Source organism: Rhodohalobacter sulfatireducens (assembly GCF_022012475.1).
GTDB classification, from domain to species: domain Bacteria; phylum Bacteroidota; class Rhodothermia; order Balneolales; family Balneolaceae; genus Rhodohalobacter; species Rhodohalobacter sulfatireducens.
On record NZ_JAKLWS010000053.1, the window covers coordinates 1 to 14,936 of the forward strand.

The following is a 14,936-nucleotide window of genomic DNA, read 5'->3' on the forward strand; positions in this document are numbered from 1 at the left end:
TATATCTATATTATAATAGTACACTCTGGAAAATCTTATCCCCCGACTCACTCAAACAATCTGTTTATGTCTGTCTTTCAATATGTTTAAAGAACGTTAGTTTGCTTCGTTTTCAAAGCAGATTCATAAGGTAAGAATCATTTCAATTCAATGCCAACTTTAATTGACAAAAAATTTACTTTTTTTCCTACTACTACTTCTCCTCTTTTTCTTCGGAAGTAGTACTGTCGCTGGTTTCAGATTTGCTCTGCTCCGCAGCTTCTGATTCCGACTTTTTAGATTTGGTTTTCTTAGTATCGGAATCAGATTTAGTAGACGTATCGCTAGCTGGAGTCGGTTTATTAGACTTTCCAGCTCTTCTTGTTTTCTTCTTCTTCGAGCTCTTACTTTCAGGTTTAATATCGTTAAAATCCACAAGCTCGATTACGGCCATCTCTGCTGAATCCCCGTAACGGTTTCCAAGTTTTAAAACTCGTGTATATCCACCAGGCCTTCCGTCTGCTGCAGGGCCTACTGTTTCAAACAGTTCGGTTACAGCTTCCTTGTTTTGGAGTTTTGAGAAGGCTTTTCTCCGGTTGTGTACATTATCAACTTTGGCAGTTGTAATTAAAGGTTCAATGAACATTCTAAGTTCTTTTGCCTTTGCCACAGTTGTTTGAATTCTGTGTTCTTTAATCAAAGCGGCACTCAAAGCCTGAAAAGTTGCTTTACGATGCGGCTTGGTTCTGCTTAATTTTCTGCCTTTTACACGATGACGCATAATAAATTCCTCTTATTTTTCTGTGTATTTGGAAACGTCCATTCCAAATTCAAGATTCTTTTCTTCAATTACTTCAACCAATTCAGCAAGCGATTTCTTACCGAAATTTCTAAATTTCAGAAGATCCTGTTCATCCCTGGAAACTAATTCAGCTATTGTATTTATATTAGCTGATTTTAGACAGTTATATGCACGAACACTCAAGTTGAGGTCTTCTATACTTGTCTTCATCAGGTTCTGAATTCGCTGGAATTCAGCATCAACTTCTTCTTCTTCCTGAGTAAATGGCTCTTCAATTTTCTCTGTAATAAACTTCTCAATATGTTCTTTGAGAATCTTACCGGAAATTGTTAGTGCCTCTTTTGCATTTAATGATCCATCGGTTGTTACATTCATCACCAATTTTTCATAGTCAGTTCTCTGTCCAACACGAACGTTTTCTACATCAAACTGTACAGATTTTATCGGTGTAAAAATTGCATCTATTGGAAGAAGATTAATCTCATCTTCAAAGTCAGAAGCCATCTCTTCAGCCGGAACATATCCACGTCCGCGACCCACTCTGAATTCCATCTCTAAAGAGACTCCATCAGAAAGAGTGGCAATGATTTGATCAGGATTGAGTATTTCAAAATCCGCGGTAGCTTCTCCAATGTCTCCGGCAGTTAAATCACCAGGTCCTTCTTTGGTAAGGTTTATGACTCCACCACTCTGTTCAACCTGCTTAAATCGAACTTGCTTGAGATTAAGAATGATTTCGTAAACATCTTCTTTAACTCCGTCAATGCTGGAATATTCATGCTCTACACCATTTATTCGAACAGCAGTAATTGCTAATCCGGGTAGTGAAGAAAGAAGCACTCTTCGAAAAGAGTTTCCTATCGTAACACCAAATCCTCTTTCGAGTGGCTGAAGGATGAATGTTCCAAAATTTTCTGAATCTTTTTCAACTTCTAAAGATTCAGGCATTTGTAAACTATAGTTATTCATAGTGAACTAAGTATAAACTGTTTAAATTTATTTAGAATAAAGCTCGATAATCAACTGTACGTTGATATTCTCTGGTATCTCTTCCATTACAGGAAGATTTAAGAACTTCCCAGTTCTGGATTTCTTATCTGTTTCAAGCCATTTGTATTTGCTGGTGGAATAACTTTCCAGCGCTTCCGTAACGAGTTGTAAATTCTTAGATTTCGGTCGTAAACTGATTACATCTCCAGGTTTAACCTCATATGATGGAATATTTACCACCTGGCCATTTACAACAATGTGTTTATGTGATGTTAGCTGTCTTGCCTGCCTTCTTGTTCTTGCAAAGCCTAATCTAAAAACAACATTATCCAACCTGGATTCCAACAATTGTAACAGAACCTCACCGGTTACACCTTCTTGACGAGTTGCCTTTTCATAAGTATTACGAAATTGCTTTTCGAGCAAACCATACGTGTATTTAGCCTTTTGTTTCTCATCAAGCTGAACTGCATATTCAGATTTTCGCGTAAATCTGCTCCGCCCATGCTGGCCAGGCCCATAAGGTTTTCTTTCCAATGCTGTACTTGGGCCGAAAATTGGCTCTTTGAAACGTCGGGCTATTTTTTGTTTAGGTCCTCTATATCTTGCCATTATTGCTTACTTATTATATTAAACTCTTCTTCTTTTTGGTGGTCGACACCCGTTGTGCGGAATCGGGGTTCTGTCTTTAATAGATGTTACTTCCAAACCGCTGGTAGCCAATGCCCGTACAGCAGCTTCCCGCCCAGAACCGGGTCCTTTAACAAAAACCTCGACTTTTCTAAGCCCCATATCATAAGCAGCTCTTGCTGCAGTTTCTGCACTCAATTGAGCTGCATACGGAGTATTTTTTCTCGATCCTTTGAAACCTTCTTTTCCGGATGATGACCATGAAAGCACATTACCGTTAGCGTCTGTTACGCTTACTAATACATTATTGAATGTAGCTTTGATAAATGCCATACCATTAGGATCGGCAACTTGTTTTTTTCTTTTTTTTCGAGCCGATTTGTCGGACGGTCTTCGTTGTCTTTTAGCCATTTTCGATTAAATATTTAGCAATTTATTATTTAACAGCTTTTTTCTTACCAGCCACAGTTTTTCTCTTTCCTTTTCTTGTACGCGCATTGGTTTGAGTACGCTGCCCTCTAACCGGCAATCCTTTTCTGTGACGAACTCCGCGGTAACTTCCAATTTCAATTAATCGCCGAATGTTCGCATTAATTTCAGTGCGAAGTGCACCTTCAACCTTCATCTCATTATCAATGATATTTCTGAGGGTTGAAACCTGGTCTTCTTCCCAGTCTTCAACTTTAACATTCGGATCTATTCCGGCTTCTTCGAGAATCTTTTTAGCAGTAGTCCTGCCAATTCCGAAGATATATGTTAAGCCAATTACACCTCTTTTTTGTTTGGGTAAATCTACCCCTGCAATTCTTGCCATAAAACAAACCTTTTGTATTTAGCCTTGCCGCTGCTTATGTCGCGGATTTTTTTTGTTAATGACGTATACTCGTCCTTTTCTACGTACAATTTTATCGTCTGAACTTCTTTTCTTAACTGAAGATTTGGTCTTCATAATAATATCACCTATTTGTACCTATAAGTTATTCTTCCTTTTGTTAAGTCGTATGGAGACATTTCAACTGCTACTCTGTCTCCCGGTAAAATTTTGATGTAGTACATTCTCATTTTACCTGAAACATGAGCCAGTATTTCATGTCCATTATCCAATTCTACTCGAAATTGAGCATTTGGTAATGCCTCTAAAATCTTTCCGTCTTGTTTGATCGGCTCCTGTTTAGCCATAATTCGTTTCTAAAATTTCATTTTTCGTTATCTCAGAAATATAATCAAAAGTACTGAGAATTTCAGCTTCTCCTTCACGAACTACGATATCGTGCTCAAAATGCGCTGCTTTAGAACCATCGGCGGTTTTGATTGTCCATTTATCATCCATTGTTTGCACTTTCCAGCTCCCACGTGTAATCATGGGTTCGATGGCCAGTGTCATGCCAGTCCTAAGACGATCACCCCTATTGGGTTTGCCATAATTCGGTACAGATGGATCTTCGTGCATATCTTTACCAATACCATGGCCTACAAGATCACGAACCACTCCAAAACCATGTTCTTCACAATGGGATTGAACAGCATTGCCAATATCACCGGTTTTATTTCCGTGTATGGCTTTATCAATACCTTTGTATAATGATTCAAGAGTTACTCGCAGTAACTTTTTGTCTTCGGCAGAACAATCTCCAACGGTAAAGGTGTAGGCATGATCACCAAAATAACCATCTTTTTCCACACCACAATCAATGGAAACAATGTCGCCTTCATTCAATCTTCGTTTACCAGGAATTCCGTGAACAACTTCATCATTCACAGATATACACAATGTTGCCGGAAACGGACTACTTTTCGGACCGTATCCTTTAAACGCCGGGCGCGCATTGTTTTTTTTTATATAATCTTCTGCTATCCTGTCAAGTGTACCTGTTTCTATGCCGGGCTTAATCTCTTTGGCAACCTCAGCCAGCGTTCTTGAAACAAGCTGAGCTGCTGCCCGCATCTTTTTAATTTCAGATTCACTTTTCAGGAAAATCATTAAGCTCTTCGTTTTCCTTTTATCTTACCGGATTTCATAAAACCGTCGTAATGCCTCATCATTAGATGACTTTCTACCTGTTGAAGTGTATCCAATGCTACTCCAACAATAATCAAGAGGCTTGTACCTCCGTAAAAAAGAGCAAATCCAGCTGTAACTCCCATATTTGCTACAATTGCAGGTAATATGGCTACAAAAGATAGAAACAAGGAGCCCGGTAATGTGATTTTCGTCAAAATATTGTCAATGAACTCAACCGTTTGTTTACCTGGCCTAACACCAGGAATAAAACCACCCTGTCTTTTCATAGTATCGGCCATCTCTTTTGGGTTGATGGCGATCGCTGTATAGAAAAAAGTAAAGAACACACAGACTATAAAGAACACAATAGAGTATGTAACTCCGGTAAAATCAGCCGACCAGGCCGTTAGCCATTGTACGGTTTGATTTTCAGGGAAAAATGTGCCAATTGTACTCGGGATAAACATAATTGACTGGGCAAAAATAATCGGCATAACACCTGCAGCATTTACACGCAAAGGTAAATACTGCGTTGTACCACCATATACTTTCCGGCCAACCACACGCTTAGCATATTGTACTGGAATTTTTCGTACTCCCTGGGTTAATAGAACACAAGATGCAATGACGAGTGCTAGGCCTGCCAATTCAACAATTACAATAATCGCATTATTGGTAGTTGTAATTTCGTTAATAAGATTCGTAGGAAGTACGGCAATAATCCCAATCATGATCAGTAATGAAATACCATTTCCGATCCCGCGGTCTGTAATTCGTTCACCAAGCCACATTACAAATGTCGTACCGGCAGTCAGTACAATAATAGAAGTTAGAATAAATGCCGTATTGCTAACAACAATTGCATTAGGGGATGTTGCAATCAGATTAATTGCAAAACCTATCGCCTGAACAGCCGTAATCCCAACTGTACCATATCGAGTCAGTCGATTAATCTTTCTTCGTCCCTCTTCTCCTTCACGCTGTAATTTCTGGAAATATGGAACAGCAGCACCCATCAACTGAATGATAATTGCTGCAGTAATATATGGCATAATTCCAAGTGCAAATACACCTGCTCTTGAAAATGCACCCCCAACAAACATATCAAATAGACCGAGAAGACTCGATGCATTCCCCGTCTGTTGAGTAAGCATAGTGGCATCAACACCAGGCATAGTTACAAAACTTCCAATTCGGTAAACTAATAGAACACCCACCACATAAAGTATGCGGTTTCTCAGGTCTTCAATTTTAAAGATGTTTCTAAAATTCTCAATTAAGCTCATGTAGAAATAGACCTAAAGGGCTTTAGTTTAATTAGGAAATTATGGTGACTGATCCGCCTGCAGCTTCTACCTTATCTTTTGCTGATCCGCTGCTCGCATGGACTTCAATAGTAACTTCTTTATCAATTTCGCCGGAGCCAAGAAGTTTTACTTTCTCGTTTTTTCCAATAATTCCAACCTCGATGAGATCTTCAATTGAAATCTCTTCAGACAATTTACCGGCTTCAATAAAGTCAGAAACTTTCTGCACATTCAGAGCCTGGTACTCAGTACGAAAATTGTTATTGAAACCAAATTTTGGAATTCTTCGCTGTAGTGGCATTTGTCCGCCTTCAAACCAAGCGCCAACACCTCCACCGCTTCGAGAGTTTTGCCCATTATGTCCCCGTCCGGACTGTTCGCCCATACCGGATCCTTGACCTCGGCCCACTCGTTTCCGCTTCTTCTTATTTTCTGCGGGTGCTTTTAAATTGTGTAATTTCATAATGCAGTCCGTATTAAATCGATTTCTTATCCTTCAAAAACTTTTTGAACACTGATGCCACGACGCTGTGCAACATCAACAGGGTCTGTTACCTGTTTCAATGCTTCGTATGCAGCCTTTACCATGTTATGTGGATTAGGCGATCCAAGAGATTTTGACAATATATTTTGTACACCGGCAACATCTAAGATCGCCTTTACAGCACCACCGGCAATTACACCAGTACCGTCCGATGCAGGTCTTAACAATACTTTTCCGGCTCCTGCTTTACCAACAACAGGATGGTGAATACTTCCTGTCTTGGTCAATGGAACTTTAATGAGGTTTTTCTTGGCATTATCGAATCCTTTCTGGATCGCATCTGAAACCTCATTGGCTTTCCCTAAACCGTGACCAACAACGCCTTCTCCATTACCAACCACAACAATTGCATTAAAGCTGAATCGGCGTCCACCTTTAACAACTTTTGCAACCCGGTTAATATGAACCAGTTTTTCTTCAAGATTTAAATTTGCTGCTGGTATATTATGTTTACGTCTTACTTTTGGCATAATTTAATTATTTATAAGTCTAAACCTCCTTCGCGTGCACCTTCTGCCGCAGCCCTAACGATACCGTGGTATTTATATCCACTTCTATCAAATACGGCTTTTGTAATTCCTTTGTCTTTTGCAGCATCAGCAATTGCTTCCCCAATAATCTTTGCCGCTTCAACAGATTCTTTATCCTTCAGTTCTTTCTGTAAATCTGCAGTTTTAGTTGATACAGACACCATGGTTACAGCTTCCCGATCATCTATCAATTGCAAATAAACGTGTTTGCTACTTTTGTAAATACACAATCTTGGACGATCAGCTGTGCCACGAATAGTAGAACGGATTCGTCTCCGAATCTTGCTCCTGCGTTCTTGTTTTAAATTATTTTTTCTCATTGTTTCAGAATCTTAATGGATTATTTAGCTGCAGATTTTCCGGCTTTACGTCGAACCCATTCATCCACATATCGAACACCTTTTCCTTTATAGGGCTCAGGTTTTCTAAGTGATCTGATTTTAGCAGCCACTTGCCCTACCAGTTCTTTATCGATGCCAGAAATATGGATCACCGGATTCTTACGACTTTTTGTATCTACTTCGATATCAATTCCTTCCGGCGGTACAAAATATATTGGGTGTGAAAATCCAAGGTTCAGTTCAAGTACGCCGTTTGTATAAGTTGCGCGAAAACCGACCCCGATAATCTCGAGTGATTTCTTATAGCCCTCAGTAACGCCATCAACCATATTACTCAGCAGGGATCTGTAAAGCCCATGAAGAGACTTATGCTCTTTTGATTCACTTGGCCGGGTGAGGACAATTTCATTGTCTTTGGTTTCAACCTTAATATCCGGGTGAACTCGTATCGAACCTGTACCCTTCTCACCTTTTACAGTCACTACATTATCGGCTCCTATAATGAGCTCAACTTTATCCGTAAATGGGACTGGTCGTTTTCCTATTCTCGACATAATCGTATCAATCTTTTTTTAGTAAACTGAGCAGAGGACTTCTCCACCTACTTTTAATTTTCTTGCTTCTTTGTCGGTCATAACCCCTCTGGATGTTGAGATAATTACAATTCCCAATCCTCCATAAGTTTTGGGCAGATTATCACTGTCGCTGTATTTTCTTAGCCCGGGTTTTGAAATTCGTTTCATTTCCTTGATAACCGGTTTTCCGTATGCATCGTATTTGAGAAATAATCTCAACACACCCTGCTTGTTATCTTCAATATCAATAAATCTGCTGATGTAACCTTTATCAACAAGAATTTTAGACATTGCTCTTTTTACTTTTGAAGCGGGAATGTCCACACGACGGTGACCAGCCTGCTGAGCATTTCGAATTCGTGTTAAATAATCTGATATAGTATCGCTATTCATGTTCTGTTATCTCTGTTTACCAACTTGCTTTTCGAACACCGGGAATTTTTCCATCTAGTGCCAGTTCGCGGAATTTTATCCTTGAAACACCGAATTCACTAATGTATCCGCGAGCACGTCCTGTAAGAGAGCATCTGTTTCTTACTCTTGTAGGACTGGCATCCCTCGGTAATTTTTGCAGTGCCTCGTAATCGCCTGCTTCTTTCAGCTCTCGGCGTTTTTCGGCATATTTTTTAACTGTTCGTTTTCTTTTTTCGTTACGAGCAATCCAGGATTTCTTTGCCATTGTATTATTGCTTTTTTGTCAAATTAAAATTACTTCTTAAAAGGCATTCCAAAATGCTTCAGAAGCGCAAATGCTTCTTCATCAGTTTCAGCATTGGTTACAAAGGTAATGTCCATACCATGTACCATGTTTGTATTATCAACATCTATTTCAGGGAAAATGGTATGCTCTTTAATACCCATGGTGTAATTGCCACGTCCATCGAAACTTTTATTGGGAATACCCTGGAAGTCTCTGGTTCTTGGCAGAGCCAGGTTAATCAATCGATCCATAAATTCATACATCACTTTCTTCCTGAGAGTAACCTTGCAACCAATCGGTGTTCCCTCTCGAAGCTTGAAGTTCGATACTGATTTTTTCGCTTTGGTTTTAATTGGTTGCTGACCGGTAATAGCACCAATGTTATCAACAATTGTGTCCAAATATTTAGCATCGTTTATCGCTTCGCCAGCTCCAACATTGATTACAATTTTTTGGAGCTTTGGGATCGCATTGATGTTTTCGTATCCAAAATCTTCTCTAAGTTTTGGAACGATCTCTTTTTTGTATTCTGTATAAAGTCTTGCTTCTGCCATTCTGGTTAAACTTATTTGTCAATAATTTCGCCACTGCTCTTTGAATATCGAACCCAACGGCCACCACCTTCTTCATCAATTCGTTTTCTACCTATTCTGGTGGGTTCATCCGTTGTGGGATCGATAACCATCACGTTTGATACGTGTATAGGTGCTTCTCGTTTAAGACGACCACCCTGTGGATTCTCCTGGGTTGGCTGATCATGGTGTGTTCTCATATTAATTCCCTCAACAAGAACTCGTTCTTTTTGAGGATTTACCATGAGTACACGACCGCGCTGACCCTTATCGTTCCCGGCAATGACTAATACGTCATCACCTTTTTTAACGTGTAATTTCTTTTTGGTGTTATACTTCCTGGGCATAACGAAATTGGTTTAAAGTACTTCCGAAGCCAGTGAAACGATACGCATATAATTTTTTTCCCGTAATTCTCTGGCAACGGGTCCAAAAATACGTGTTCCAACAGGCTCGTTTTCTTTGTTAATAATTACCGCCGCATTTTCATCAAAGCGAATATAGCTTCCGTCGCGGCGTCGAATTTCTTTTTTAGTTCTAACGACAACAGCAGTTACAACTTCTCCTTTTTTAACATTACCTCCCGGTATTGCTGTTTTTACGGAGCAGGATATTAGGTCGCCTATTCTCGCATATCGTTTTCTCGAATCTCCAAGAACTTTAATACAATACACTTTTTTGGCGCCACTGTTATCAGCAACATTCAGTAAAGATTGCGTTTGAATCATGATCTACCTTACAAATTGATCGTTATTTTGCTCTTTCCAATACCTCAACCAAACGCCAAGATTTGCGCTTTGAAAGAGGTCGTGTTGACATAATCAGAACTGTATCACCGGGGTTGGCATCATTATTTTCATCATGTGCCATGTACTTTGTTGTTTTAGTGATGAACTTGCCATAAATAGCATGTTTCACCTGACGGTCTACAGCAACGGTAATACTCTTATCCATACTGTTGCTGACAACTTTACCGGTTCTTGTTCTTCTTTGTGATCTTTGTTGTGCTTCTGCCATAATTTATTCAGCACTTATTTTTTCATTAATAATCGTCTTCAATCGGGCAATTTCCCGACGTGTATTTTTAATCCTTGCAGGATTTTCAACCTGACCGGCAATTGCCTGGTTAAAGTGAAGATCAGACAATGCTTCCTTCTCATCCTTCAACCTTGCTTCTAATTCAGTCAGTGACAAATCACGCATTTCGTGTGCTTTCATGTTACTCAGTTTGTCTTAAATTTCGCTGTCGTAATCCCGACGTTTAATAAATTTCGTTTTAATCGGAAGTTTATGGGAGGCCCGTCTTAGTGCTTCTTTTGCCAGGTCTTCATTCACGCCCGAAATTTCAAAGAGGATTCGACCAGGTTTTACAACGGCAACAAAATGATCTAAAGCACCTTTACCTTTACCCATTCTTGTTTCAGCAGGTTTCTTTGTAATAGGCCTGTCAGGAAAAATTCTGATAAATGTTTTCCCATCACGTTGCAGCGTCCGTGCAATAGTTACCCTGCAAGCTTCAATTTGTCTTGAAGTAATGAATTTTGGTTCAAGAGCTTTTAATCCAAAACTTCCAAAAGCCAGTGTATGTCCTCGTTGCGCGTTCCCTTTCAGTTTATCGCGATGAACGCGGCGTCTGTGAATTTGTTTGGGTTCTAACATCTTATATTAATCCTATTAGTTACGTGATCGTCTTCTGCTTCTTCGGGATTTTCTACCTCCCCGGCCAGAACGTTTTCTGCCCTGATCTTTTTCTTGCTGACTCTGAGATCCCGGAGCAAGATCAACATCTCCAATAATTTCTCCTTTAAAAATCCAAACTGTTACACCGATAGAACCATAAATGGTATTTGCGGTTGTGTTCGAATAATCAATTTCTGCGCGGAGTGTATGTAATGGTACACGTCCTTCCTTATACTGCTCTGTTCGGGCCATTTCAGCACCGCCCAATCGGCCGGCACATCGGATTTTAATTCCTTTAGCACCCATTCGTATCGCAGAGGAGATAGCTGTTTTCATCGCTCGTCGAAAAGAAACACGTGCTTCTAACTGCTGGGCAATATTTTGAGCAACTAAACTGGCATCCAGCTCAGGTCGTTTAATCTCACTAACATTAATTTGAACTTCTTTATTAGTGATTTTTTTCAACTCTTCTCGAAGCAATTCAATCTGCTCACCGCCCTTACCGATAATTACACCGGGCCGAGACGTATTGAGGGTCAAAAGAATTCTTTTCGGAGTCCGTTCAATTACTACATTAGAAAGGCCTCCATTTCTAAGTCGAGCATGGAGATATTCTCTTAATTTGGTATCCTCATGCAAGATCTCTTGCTTGTTCTCTTCGGAATACCAATTGGAATCCCACCCTCGAATAATTCCAAGTCTAAGTCCGATTGGATTGGTTTTTTGTCCCAAATTATCCTCGTTTATTAATCAGTTAAGGTTTCTTCTTGCTTAGCTACTACAACAGTTATGTGGCAACTTCGCTTATTGATTCTGTTCGCCCGGCCCTGTGCTCTGGGTTGAATTCGCTTCAGGGTTGTCCCTTCATTTACATAGATCGTTTTGATGTATATCTGGTCATCATCAAGACGTTCTTCCTGGAACTTATCTCGAATATTAGCTGCCGCAGAACGAACTACTTTCGATACATCATCAGATGCAGCTTTATTCAAAAATGAAAGTTTCTTAAGAGCTTTATCGACTTGTTCACCACGTACAACATCGGCAACGAGTCTCACCTTACGTGGTGATTTTCTTAAGTGACGTTGTATTGCTCTTGCTTCTAATACTGACGTTTCCATGAATCAATCTAAATTATTTTGCCTTTTTTAAAGGATGGCCACGGAATGTTCTGGTTGGTGCAAATTCTCCCAGTTTATGTCCGACCATATTTTCAGTTATGTATACAGGTATAAATTGCTTTCCGTTATGCACAGCAATCGTTAATCCGATGAAGTCTGGTGTTACCATTGAACTTCTGGACCATGTCTTAATTACTTTCTTTTTGCTGCTGTCATTCATCGCATCAATTTTGCGTTGCAGCTTATAGTAAACGTAAGGCCCTTTTTTTAATGATCTTGGCATACTCTTTTACTGTTGTTTAGCTTTTTTAGTTTTTCTTCGTCTCACGATGTATTTAGACGACAATCTATTTGGATGCCTTGTTTTCTTCCCTTTGGCGGATTGTCCCCATGGAGATCTTGGATGGCCTCCGGAAGCTTTTCCTTCACCACCGCCCATTGGGTGATCTACCGGGTTCTTAGCAACACCACGTACACGTGGACGTCTTCCAAGCCATCTACTTCTGCCCGCTTTCCCTTTCGATGTGTTGAAATGATCGGGATTACTGGTAGCTCCAACTGTTGCAAAACATTTACCCAAAATCAGTCGTGATTCACCAGAAGGTAGCTTTACGGTAACATATCTTTCTGTTTTTGCTACCATTTGGGCTACAGTTCCGGCACTTCTGCAAAGTTGTCCACCTTTACCCGGATGTAATTCAATATTGTGAATGAACGTACCCGGAGGCATACTCATCATTGGCATTGAATTCCCAACTTCTGGTTGTGCAGACTCTGAACTAATAACAGTATCCCCAACTTTTAGTTTATTTGGAGCGATAATGTATCTCTTTTCACCATCAGCATAAGCGAGTAAAGCAATTCGAGCAGTTCGGTTTGGATCGTACTCAATTGTCTGAACTTTTGCGGGGATATCCACTTTGTCGCGCTTAAAATCGATTACTCGATACTTACGCTTGTGGCCGCCACCTCGATGGCGCATTGTCATCCGACCGCGATTGTTTCTGCCGCCGGATTTGTGGATTCCCTTTGTGTGCTTCTTGCTGGGATTGTTGGTTGTTACATCGTCAAATACCGGTGCCGTTCTATGACGTTGTCCCGGAGTATTTGGTTTTATTTTCTTGGTAGCCATTATCTAAATAAATTTAAATTTCTGCGAAGAAATCAATTTCGCCTTCCTTCAACGTAATGATCGCTTTTTTCCAAACTTTACTTCTTCCTTGAACAAATCCACTTTTCGTGTATCGTCCTTTCGGCTTTGAAGGCATAATCATTGTATTCACCCGAGCTACTTTTACATCGGGATATTTATCTTCAATAGCTCTTCGAATTTCAGGTTTAGATGCATTTCTATCTACTTCAAAAGCATATTGCTGATGCTCTTCCTGAAGTCGTGTTAACTTTTCAGTAATTAACGGTTGAACTAAAACACTCATGCTGCTTCCTCCTCAACTTTAGGCTCAAATGTTTCTTCAAGTACATCCACAGCCCCTTCCTGAATGACAAGTACATCTGCATTCATTATTTCATAAGTAGTTGGCTTGTTGGCTTCAAGAACAGAAACTCCAGGAATATTTCTTGCAGATAAATAAAGGGTTTTATCTGTTTCTGCAGTTAGAAATAGCACTTTCTTTCCGCTCAATTCTAGTGCTTCAAGAATTTCTACAACCTGTTTGGTCTTCGGTTCATCAAATTCAAAATTCTGAGTAATGATGATCGCCTCTTCATTTGCCTTCAATGAAAGGGCCGATTTCCTTGCCAAACTTTTCGCTTTCTTAGAAAGCTTAACAGTATAATTTCTTGGCTTGGGACCAAATACTGTCCCACCCCCTTTTAAAAGTGGAGATCGGATCGACCCACGACGGGCCATACCGGTTCCTTTCTGCTTATATGCTTTTCTACCACCGCCACGAACTTCGCCACGTTCTTTAGTACTGGCTGTTCCCTGGCGTTTATTAGCAAGAATCCTGCGTACATCTTCGTAAAGAACCGTTTCATTAGGTTCAATTCCGAAAATAGCATCATTCAATTCAGCTTTTTTGCTGCTGCTTTTTCCGTCAGTTTTTTTAATCGTCAATTTCATGAGGTTACTTCCTCTGATTGATTATAAATTTCCAAATAGCCGCCTTTTGGACCAGGTACAGAACCTGTTATAAGTAGCATGTTGGATTCAGATAAAATCTTTGCAACAGACAGGTTTTTCACTTTAGTCCTGGCATTTCCGGATCGGCCGGCCATTTTAGTTCCTTTGAATACACGTGAAGGATCAGAAGCCTGACCAATAGAACCCGGTGCACGTTCTCGATTATGCTGACCGTGAGTTTGATCGCCAACTCCACTAAAGTTATGCCGTTTCATAACCCCGGTAAATCCTTTTCCTTTGGATATGCCTACTACATCAACAAGGTCACCAACATTAAATACATCCTCAATTGTTAGTTGATCACCTAGTTCAAGTCCTTCAGGTATGAAGTCTCTGATTTCAGATACTACCTTTTTGGGAGATGAACCAGCTTTATCAAAATGTCCTTTTACTGCTTTGGATACATTTTTACCGGTTTTATCAAAAGCTGCGAGCTGAACGGCATTATAGCCATCCGATTCGTCCGTTTTTATCTGGGTGATAGTACATGGCTCAACTTCAATGACTGTAACAGGAATACTTCTGCCAAGTTCATCAAAGATGCTTGTCATCCCTACTTTTTTTCCAATTAAACCACTCATTTAACTATCTCTATGTCTTAAACTTTAATTTCCACGTCTACGCCTGATGGTAATTCCATCTTCATCAAGGCGTCTACAGTTTGTGATCCGGTAGAAAGAATATCTATCAACCGTTTGTGTGATCTATATTCAAACTGCTCACGTGATTTTTTATCAACATGCACAGATCTGTTAACTGTAATAATACTTTTCTTTGTCGGCAGAGGAATGGGGCCTGAAACGACCGCACCCGTAGATTTCACTGTCTGAATAATCTTTTCTGCCGATTTATCGATCAGGTTATGATCGTATGATTTCAGTTTTATTCTGATCTTTTGTTGTGTTGCCACGTATTAAAACCTCTTAGTCGTTAATTTCACTAACCACGCCCGCTCCGACGGTACGTCCGCCTTCGCGAATCGCAAACCGAAGGCCTTTCTCCATCGCCACCGGCTGGATC

At 40.1% G+C, this 14,936-nt stretch carries 30 protein-coding genes; all 30 read right to left on the reverse strand.

The genetic code is table 11. From position 1 onward, the window contains the following. Positions 1 to 193 precede the first annotated feature (193 nt). Entirely contained in the window at positions 194 to 760 is a 567-nt protein-coding gene (gene rplQ, locus L6773_RS21865; protein ID WP_369431606.1) for a 50S ribosomal protein L17, read from the reverse strand. 12 nt (positions 761 to 772) lie between these two features. After that, positions 773 to 1,750: a DNA-directed RNA polymerase subunit alpha gene (locus tag L6773_RS20425; protein ID WP_255727816.1), complete on the reverse strand. Its 978-nt coding sequence runs from the start codon at positions 1,748 to 1,750 to the stop codon at positions 773 to 775. A gap of 27 nt (positions 1,751 to 1,777) precedes the next feature. Beyond that, positions 1,778 to 2,383: a 30S ribosomal protein S4 gene (gene rpsD / locus L6773_RS20430; protein WP_237856509.1), complete on the reverse strand. Its 606-nt coding sequence runs from the start codon at positions 2,381 to 2,383 to the stop codon at positions 1,778 to 1,780. An 18-nt stretch (positions 2,384 to 2,401) separates the two neighbouring features. Then, positions 2,402 to 2,812: a 30S ribosomal protein S11 gene (gene rpsK / locus L6773_RS20435; protein ID WP_237856510.1), complete on the reverse strand. Its 411-nt coding sequence runs from the start codon at positions 2,810 to 2,812 to the stop codon at positions 2,402 to 2,404. Positions 2,813 to 2,837: 25 nt separating this feature from the next. Then, on the reverse strand, positions 2,838 to 3,215 hold the full coding sequence (gene rpsM, locus L6773_RS20440) for a 30S ribosomal protein S13 (protein WP_237856511.1): 378 nt from the start codon (positions 3,213 to 3,215) through the stop codon (positions 2,838 to 2,840). An 18-nt stretch (positions 3,216 to 3,233) separates the two neighbouring features. Further along, complete coding sequence (gene rpmJ / locus L6773_RS20445) at positions 3,234 to 3,350, reverse strand: 50S ribosomal protein L36 (protein ID WP_083750331.1); 117 nt, start codon at positions 3,348 to 3,350, stop codon at positions 3,234 to 3,236. A gap of 11 nt (positions 3,351 to 3,361) precedes the next feature. After that, positions 3,362 to 3,580: a translation initiation factor IF-1 gene (infA, locus tag L6773_RS20450; RefSeq protein WP_237856513.1), complete on the reverse strand. Its 219-nt coding sequence runs from the start codon at positions 3,578 to 3,580 to the stop codon at positions 3,362 to 3,364. Further along, complete coding sequence (gene map / locus L6773_RS20455) at positions 3,573 to 4,382, reverse strand: type I methionyl aminopeptidase (RefSeq protein WP_237856515.1); 810 nt, start codon at positions 4,380 to 4,382, stop codon at positions 3,573 to 3,575. The genes infA and map overlap by 8 nt, the downstream gene beginning before the upstream one ends. Further along, positions 4,382 to 5,689, reverse strand: a complete 1,308-nt coding sequence (gene secY, locus L6773_RS20460; protein WP_237856517.1) for a preprotein translocase subunit SecY — start codon at positions 5,687 to 5,689, stop codon at positions 4,382 to 4,384. Before secY ends, map begins: the two co-directional genes overlap by 1 nt. Before the next feature lie 31 nt (positions 5,690 to 5,720). Then, the gene (rplO, locus tag L6773_RS20465) at positions 5,721 to 6,173 is read right to left on the reverse strand and encodes a 50S ribosomal protein L15 (protein ID WP_237856519.1); all 453 of its coding nucleotides are present in this window, start codon (positions 6,171 to 6,173) and stop codon (positions 5,721 to 5,723) included. Between the two features lie 26 nt (positions 6,174 to 6,199). After that, positions 6,200 to 6,724, reverse strand: coding sequence for a 30S ribosomal protein S5 (rpsE, locus tag L6773_RS20470; RefSeq protein WP_237856521.1), 525 nt, complete (start codon positions 6,722 to 6,724; stop codon positions 6,200 to 6,202). Between the two features lie 11 nt (positions 6,725 to 6,735). Next, positions 6,736 to 7,104: a 50S ribosomal protein L18 gene (gene rplR, locus L6773_RS20475; RefSeq protein ID WP_237856523.1), complete on the reverse strand. Its 369-nt coding sequence runs from the start codon at positions 7,102 to 7,104 to the stop codon at positions 6,736 to 6,738. A 20-nt stretch (positions 7,105 to 7,124) separates the two neighbouring features. After that, a complete protein-coding gene (gene rplF / locus L6773_RS20480) occupies positions 7,125 to 7,679 on the reverse strand; it encodes a 50S ribosomal protein L6 (RefSeq protein ID WP_237856524.1) in 555 nt (184 codons plus the stop codon). A gap of 18 nt (positions 7,680 to 7,697) precedes the next feature. After that, positions 7,698 to 8,093, reverse strand: coding sequence for a 30S ribosomal protein S8 (gene rpsH, locus L6773_RS20485; RefSeq protein ID WP_237856525.1), 396 nt, complete (start codon positions 8,091 to 8,093; stop codon positions 7,698 to 7,700). Positions 8,094 to 8,109: 16 nt separating this feature from the next. Next, on the reverse strand, positions 8,110 to 8,379 hold the full coding sequence (gene rpsN / locus L6773_RS20490) for a 30S ribosomal protein S14 (protein WP_237856526.1): 270 nt from the start codon (positions 8,377 to 8,379) through the stop codon (positions 8,110 to 8,112). 29 nt (positions 8,380 to 8,408) lie between these two features. Beyond that, positions 8,409 to 8,954 carry a 50S ribosomal protein L5 gene (gene rplE, locus L6773_RS20495; RefSeq protein ID WP_237856527.1) on the reverse strand — a complete coding sequence of 182 codons (546 nt, stop codon included), beginning with the start codon at positions 8,952 to 8,954 and terminating at the stop codon, positions 8,409 to 8,411. An 11-nt stretch (positions 8,955 to 8,965) separates the two neighbouring features. Continuing rightward, positions 8,966 to 9,319, reverse strand: a complete 354-nt coding sequence (gene rplX / locus L6773_RS20500; RefSeq protein ID WP_237856528.1) for a 50S ribosomal protein L24 — start codon at positions 9,317 to 9,319, stop codon at positions 8,966 to 8,968. A gap of 12 nt (positions 9,320 to 9,331) precedes the next feature. Beyond that, complete coding sequence (gene rplN, locus L6773_RS20505; protein WP_237856529.1) at positions 9,332 to 9,700, reverse strand: 50S ribosomal protein L14; 369 nt, start codon at positions 9,698 to 9,700, stop codon at positions 9,332 to 9,334. 22 nt (positions 9,701 to 9,722) lie between these two features. Then, a complete protein-coding gene (gene rpsQ / locus L6773_RS20510) occupies positions 9,723 to 9,989 on the reverse strand; it encodes a 30S ribosomal protein S17 (protein WP_237856530.1) in 267 nt (88 codons plus the stop codon). 3 nt (positions 9,990 to 9,992) lie between these two features. After that, positions 9,993 to 10,190, reverse strand: coding sequence for a 50S ribosomal protein L29 (gene rpmC / locus L6773_RS20515; protein WP_237856531.1), 198 nt, complete (start codon positions 10,188 to 10,190; stop codon positions 9,993 to 9,995). 15 nt (positions 10,191 to 10,205) lie between these two features. Then, positions 10,206 to 10,631 carry a 50S ribosomal protein L16 gene (rplP, locus tag L6773_RS20520; RefSeq protein ID WP_237856532.1) on the reverse strand — a complete coding sequence of 142 codons (426 nt, stop codon included), beginning with the start codon at positions 10,629 to 10,631 and terminating at the stop codon, positions 10,206 to 10,208. Between the two features lie 15 nt (positions 10,632 to 10,646). Then, positions 10,647 to 11,384, reverse strand: coding sequence for a 30S ribosomal protein S3 (rpsC, locus tag L6773_RS20525; RefSeq protein ID WP_237856533.1), 738 nt, complete (start codon positions 11,382 to 11,384; stop codon positions 10,647 to 10,649). A gap of 14 nt (positions 11,385 to 11,398) precedes the next feature. After that, positions 11,399 to 11,773: a 50S ribosomal protein L22 gene (gene rplV, locus L6773_RS20530; RefSeq protein ID WP_237856534.1), complete on the reverse strand. Its 375-nt coding sequence runs from the start codon at positions 11,771 to 11,773 to the stop codon at positions 11,399 to 11,401. Positions 11,774 to 11,786: 13 nt separating this feature from the next. Further along, positions 11,787 to 12,056 (reverse strand): 30S ribosomal protein S19, encoded by a 270-nt coding sequence (gene rpsS, locus L6773_RS20535; RefSeq protein ID WP_237856535.1) that lies wholly within the window; start codon positions 12,054 to 12,056, stop codon positions 11,787 to 11,789. 6 nt (positions 12,057 to 12,062) lie between these two features. After that, a complete protein-coding gene (rplB, locus tag L6773_RS20540; RefSeq protein ID WP_237856536.1) occupies positions 12,063 to 12,905 on the reverse strand; it encodes a 50S ribosomal protein L2 in 843 nt (280 codons plus the stop codon). A 13-nt stretch (positions 12,906 to 12,918) separates the two neighbouring features. Continuing rightward, a complete protein-coding gene (rplW, locus tag L6773_RS20545) occupies positions 12,919 to 13,209 on the reverse strand; it encodes a 50S ribosomal protein L23 (protein ID WP_237856538.1) in 291 nt (96 codons plus the stop codon). Next, a complete protein-coding gene (rplD, locus tag L6773_RS20550) occupies positions 13,206 to 13,856 on the reverse strand; it encodes a 50S ribosomal protein L4 (protein ID WP_237856539.1) in 651 nt (216 codons plus the stop codon). Before rplD ends, rplW begins: the two co-directional genes overlap by 4 nt. Further along, a complete protein-coding gene (gene rplC, locus L6773_RS20555) occupies positions 13,853 to 14,497 on the reverse strand; it encodes a 50S ribosomal protein L3 (protein ID WP_237856540.1) in 645 nt (214 codons plus the stop codon). Before rplC ends, rplD begins: the two co-directional genes overlap by 4 nt. A gap of 17 nt (positions 14,498 to 14,514) precedes the next feature. Then, complete coding sequence (rpsJ, locus tag L6773_RS20560) at positions 14,515 to 14,826, reverse strand: 30S ribosomal protein S10 (RefSeq protein WP_237856541.1); 312 nt, start codon at positions 14,824 to 14,826, stop codon at positions 14,515 to 14,517. A gap of 13 nt (positions 14,827 to 14,839) precedes the next feature. Beyond that, positions 14,840 to 14,936: EF-Tu C-terminal domain-related protein (locus L6773_RS20565; RefSeq protein ID WP_237854778.1), on the reverse strand; the 97-nt coding region annotated here is incomplete at its 5' end.